The 4,882-nt window shown below is 72.9% G+C and carries 4 protein-coding genes and 1 pseudogene; 1 reads left to right on the top strand and 4 read right to left on the bottom strand.

The features are described 5' to 3' along the window. The 4 genes and pseudogenes from VGD44_RS02235 to VGD44_RS02250 form a co-directional block, all read right to left on the bottom strand. Nucleotides 1-254: pseudogene (locus VGD44_RS02235) on the bottom strand (hypothetical protein); the annotation flags it as partial. Further along, on the bottom strand, nucleotides 244-834 hold the full coding sequence (locus VGD44_RS02240) for an RNA polymerase sigma factor (protein WP_331083440.1): 591 nt from the start codon (nucleotides 832-834) through the stop codon (nucleotides 244-246). The gene VGD44_RS02240 and the pseudogene VGD44_RS02235, both read right to left, overlap by 11 nt. Beyond that, nucleotides 831-1,286: an EF-hand domain-containing protein gene (locus VGD44_RS02245; protein ID WP_331083436.1), complete on the bottom strand. Its 456-nt coding sequence runs from the start codon at nucleotides 1,284-1,286 to the stop codon at nucleotides 831-833. Before VGD44_RS02245 ends, VGD44_RS02240 begins: the two co-directional genes overlap by 4 nt. A gap of 72 nt (nucleotides 1,287-1,358) precedes the next feature. Then, nucleotides 1,359-4,283: a bifunctional [glutamine synthetase] adenylyltransferase/[glutamine synthetase]-adenylyl-L-tyrosine phosphorylase gene (locus VGD44_RS02250; RefSeq protein WP_331083442.1), complete on the bottom strand. Its 2,925-nt coding sequence runs from the start codon at nucleotides 4,281-4,283 to the stop codon at nucleotides 1,359-1,361. 23 nt (nucleotides 4,284-4,306) lie between these two features. Between VGD44_RS02250 and VGD44_RS02255 the strand changes: the two genes are divergently transcribed. Further along, nucleotides 4,307-4,732 (top strand): DoxX family protein, encoded by a 426-nt coding sequence (locus VGD44_RS02255; protein WP_331083438.1) that lies wholly within the window; start codon nucleotides 4,307-4,309, stop codon nucleotides 4,730-4,732. Nucleotides 4,733-4,882: the final 150 nt, after the last annotated feature.

Raw genomic sequence — 4,882 nt, forward strand, 5'->3', positions numbered from 1 at the left:
AGCAGCCAGCCGGTCCAGCGCGCGCGAGGCGGGGGCGCGCCCGCCACGATCCGCTCGGCCAGGCCCGGCGCGGCCCGCGGCGGCGCGTACGCCAAGAGCGCCGCGTCCAGATCGTCGGCGCGAGCCAGGATCGTTCCCACCCGCGCCGGCTCGGCCGCCATCCAGGCGGCGGCGGCCTCGCGTTCGGCGTCCGGCCAGCGGGCGACGTCGCCGCCGTAGGCCTCCGCGAGGGCCTCGAAACGCTCAGGAGTCATGCCGTCCCTCCTTCAGATCGATGAGCGCGGCCCGCAACGCGCGGCGCCCGCGCGATAGCAGGCTCTCCAGCGCCTCCACGCTCACCCCCATGACCGCGGCCGCCTCGATGTTGCCGAGGTCCTGGTAGTGGCAGAGCACGATCGCCTCGCGCTGCCGGTCGGGCAGCGCCTGCAGCGCCCGCTCCACCCGCCGGCCGGTATCCAGCGCCTCGAGCCCGCGTTCGGGCCCCGGCCCCTCGTCGGGCCGCTCGGGCGGGTCGGCATAGGCCAGTTCGCGACGGCGGCGCAGCCGGTCGTAGCAGAGGTTCAGCGCCACCCGGTGCAGCCAGGTGTCGAACCGCGCCGGGCCGGGCAGCCATGACGCGGCCTGCTTCCAGACGCGCAGGAAGGCCTCCTGGGCGACGTCCTCGGCCTCGGCGCGATCGCCCAGCATGCGGCCGGCCAGCGAGAGCAGCCGCGGCAGCTTGCGGGCGACGAGCGCGCGCGACGCCGCCGGATCGCCCTGCGCCACGCGCGACAGGAGCTCGTCGTCGGGATCCCCCAAGCCTGACCTCGCCGCCGGCGGGCGGGTCGTCGCTATTGGCCGCCCGGTCCACGCCGCTGCCGCATCATGAGCAGCTCGCCCTTGGAGAGCCAGCCGTCCTTGTTGGTGTCGGCCATCTGGAAGCGGCGCTCGGTCATGGCCGCCATCTCGGCCTTGGTGACTGCGCCGTCCTTGTTGGCGTCGAGGCGCATCAGCATGCCGCCGGGCGGACCGCCGCCCGGGCCGGTGCGCCCGGCCGCCTCGGCCCGCTTGGCCACGGCGTCCATTTCGGCCTGGGTGATCTTGCCGTCCTTGTTGGCGTCCATGCGCGCGAACATGCGACCCTGGCGGTCGCCCTGCGCAGCCTGGAACTCGGCCAGCGTCACCTTGCCGTCGCGGTCGGTGTCGGGGTTCGGGGGCTCGCGGCCCGGGCCGGGTTGCGCGGCGGCGGCCCCAAAGTGACCCAGGGCGATCGCGGCGAAGGCGGCGGCGAGAAGGATGCGGTTCATGTGTCCTCAGACGTCAGGGTTGCCCACCCGCAGGGTTGCACGCGGCTGCGGCGAATGTCCGTCGCGGCGAGGTCAAGCCTTCACGACCTCCCGATACGCCGCCCGCGCCGCCGCCTGGACCTCGGCCAGCCGCTTCTCCAGCGCCTTGAACGTCTTCACCCCGCCCGCCCGCGTCAGCAGCGCCTGGAAAGCCTTGGGTTCGTGAGCCGGATGGGCGTCATCAGTCAGCGCCACCTTGAGCAGCTGCGTCAGGTCCTGCTGCAGCCGCCAAGCGTCGCAAAGCGCTGCCACCGCACCCGCAGGCGCAAGCCCCGCCTGCCCGACCGCCGTCAGCGCCTCGGCCGTGTTCCACCGCAACGGTCCGCCCTCGGCGGCATGGGCGAGCTGCAGGAACTGGGCGGCGAACTCGATGTCCACCATGCCGCCGGGCGACAGCTTGAGGTCCCATTCGCCCCTGGGCGGCCGCTCGTCTTCCAGCAGCTGGCGCATCTCGCGCACGTCGTGCGCCGTCTTGGTCCGGTCGCGCGGGCGCCGCAGGGCCGTCTCGACCGCACGCTGCGCATCGGCCGCGAAGGCGTCGGTGGTGGCCCACACCACGCGCGCCCGGGTCAACGCCAAGAGCTCCCAGGTCTCGGCCTCGCCCTGGTAGTAGTGGTCGAAGGCCGCGAAGCTCACCGCCACCGGCCCCTTGGTGCCCGATGGCCGCAGCTGCATGTCCACCTCGTAGAGCTGCCCCTCGGCTGTCGGGCTGGACAGCGCCGCGATCAGCCGCTGGGTGAAGCGGCCGTAGAATGTCGAGGCGTCCCAGCCCCTGGTCTCGGACGCCGCGGCGGGATCGGCGGCGCGGTAGAGGGTCATCAAGTCGAGGTCCGAGCCCGCGCTCATCTCGCGTGAGCCGCACTTGCCCAGCGCCACCACCGCCACGTCGCCCGGGAAGGCGCCGCCCATCCTCTCGGCCTCGGCCAGGGCGGCCGGCGCCAGGGCCTGGATGCAGAGGTCGGCCAGGTCGGCGAAGTCGCGGCCGGCGATCTCGGCCGTGGCCGAACCGCTCATCACCTGCACGCCCACACGGAACGCCTGCTCGCGGTGGATGCGGCGCACCACGTCCATGGCGCCCTCGAAGCTGCCCGCACGGGCCACGGCGCGGGTCATGTCGGCGCGCTCGGCCTCGACGTCGATCTCCTCGAAGAAGTCGGGGTCGAGCATGGCGTCGATCGCCGCCGGGCGCCGCCCCAGCGTGGCCGCCAGCTTCGGCGCGAACGCCAGCACCTGCACCACCAGCTCGAACAGCTTGGGCTGCGACAGGAACAGCGACTGCAGCTGCACGCCGGTCGAGAGGCCGCCGAAGAAGTCGCAGAAGCGGTTGAAGGCGGGCTCCGGCGCGCCGGTCCCGTTGGCCGCCTCGAGCAGGCGCGGCGCCAGGCGCGTGAAGAGCTCGCGCCCGCGTTCCGTGCGGGTGGCGGCCACGTGGCCGTGGTGCCAGCTGCGGATGGTCTGCGAGACCTGGGCCGCGTTCGAGAAGCCCATCCGCCGCAGCGTGGCCAGGGTTTCGGGGTCGTCGTCGACGCCGGTGAAGACCAGGCTGCCGAAGCGCGACGACAGCTGCTCCTCCTCGGCGAACAGCTCGCCGTAGCGGGCGTTCACCGCCTTCAGCGTGCGGGTGATCTCGGCGTCGAAGCTGCGCAGCGGCGCCTGGCCCGAGAGCGCGGCCACCCGCTTGCGGTCGGCGTCGGCCTCCGGGAGACGGTGGGTCTGCTCGTCGTCCAGCATCTGGATGCGGTGCTCGACGCCGCGCAGGCGCTGGTAGGCCTCGGTGAGCTCGTCCCGCGCCCCGCCGGTCACATGGCCGGCCGCGGCGAGCGCCGCCAGCGCGTCCAGGGTCCGCGGGCTGCGCAGCTCGGGGTGGCGGCCGCCCAGGATCAGCTGCTGGGTCTGCACGTAGAACTCGATCTCGCGGATGCCGCCGCGGCCCAGCTTCAGGTCGACGCCCTTGGCCGAGACGCGCTCGTCCACCTTGTGGGCGTGGATCTGGCGCTTGATCGAGTGGATGTCGGCGATCGCGGCGAAGTCGAGGTTCTTGCGCCAGATGTAGGGGACCAGCTCGTCCAGGAAGGCGGTCGCGGCGGCCATGTCGCCGGCGCAGGCGCGGGCCTTGATGAAGGCCGCGCGCTCCCAGTTCTGGCCGACGGTCTCGTAGTACTCCAGCGCCGCAGGCACGGGCACGGCGGGCGGCGTCGACGCAGGGTCGGGCCGCAGCCGCAGGTCCATGCGGAAGACATAGCCGTCGACGGTCTTGGCCTGCATCAGGTCGGAAACCCGGTGGGTCAGGCGCACGGCGAAGGCCTGGGTCTCCACGTCCTTGGCGAGAACCGTCGCCAGCCGCTCGGGATCGAAGAAGACCGAGACGTCGATGTCGCTGGAATAGTTCAGCTCGAAGGCGCCCTGCTTGCCCATGGCGATGCAGAACCAGCCCGGGACCGGCCCCTCGCGGCCCTCGCCGAGCCGCGTGAGCCGACCGGCCTCCAGCTCACCCCGCGCCGCCGACATCAAGGCCGCGCCGACGGACGCGTCGGCGAAGCGGGTCAGCGCGCCGGTCACCTGGTCCAGGTCCCAGACGCCGCCCAGGTCGCAGAGCGCCGTCAGCAGGTGCAGCTCCTGCTTCAGGAGCCGCAGCGGCGCCATGGCCGCCTCGGGCAGGAGGTCCTCGACCTCGTCCGTCCGCGCCAGGATCGACGCCAGCCGGACATCCGGGTCGTCGGCCAGCAGCGCCGCCAACCGCGGCGGATCCCGGCGGGCCAGGCTGGCCAGGTAGGGCGAGGCCGCAAAGACGGGCGCCAGCGCCGGCCACGCGTGCTCGACGTCGGGCGTCCAGGCCGCCTCCGCCACGATCTCGCGCGCCCGCTCTGCCGCCATGGCGTCGAGCACTGGCCCGCAGGGCTGCAGGCGCGCGGCCAAGCGTTGCGTTCCGGAACCCTCGGGACTCATGTCACCCATCATCGGGACGTCGGAGGGCCACCGCAATGAACCTGCCTCGCCTGGTCACCCTTCCCCACCTTGCCGCCGGAACCGACCTGGCCTTCCTGGCCCTGCGCGCCAGCGTCGGCGCGTTCCTGGTCTGGGGCGTCTGGGACAACATCACCAGCGCCGAGCACATGGCGAAGTTCGTGAAGTTCCTGCGCCAGTTCGGCTTCCCGGCGCCCGAGTTCCTGGCGCCGTTCGACGTCTGGGTGCAGTTCGCCATCGGCGCGGCCTTCATCCTGGGCCTGGCGACCCGCTGGGCTGGCCTACTGTGCGCGGTGAATTTCGTGATCGCCATCGTCATGGTCGACCACTTCCAAGGCTGGCGCGGTTCGTTCGGCTCCATGTGCCTGATCGCCGTCGGCCTGGTGCTGGCGACCCACGGACCGGGACGGTACTCGGTGGATCGGATGCTGGCGCGCGGCTGACCAGGGCCGCCTCGCGCGCCGCAGGCGCTGTCATGATTGCCCGCGGAAGCACGCGGAAGGACGCGGAAGGGCGCCGGGCCTGGCGAGGCGCCGGGCTCGTTCTGCTCTTTCCGCGTCCTTCCGCGTGTTTCCGCGGGCCATTGAAGGGGC

This window comes from Phenylobacterium sp., from assembly GCF_036402295.1.
Lineage (GTDB): Bacteria > Pseudomonadota > Alphaproteobacteria > Caulobacterales > Caulobacteraceae > Phenylobacterium.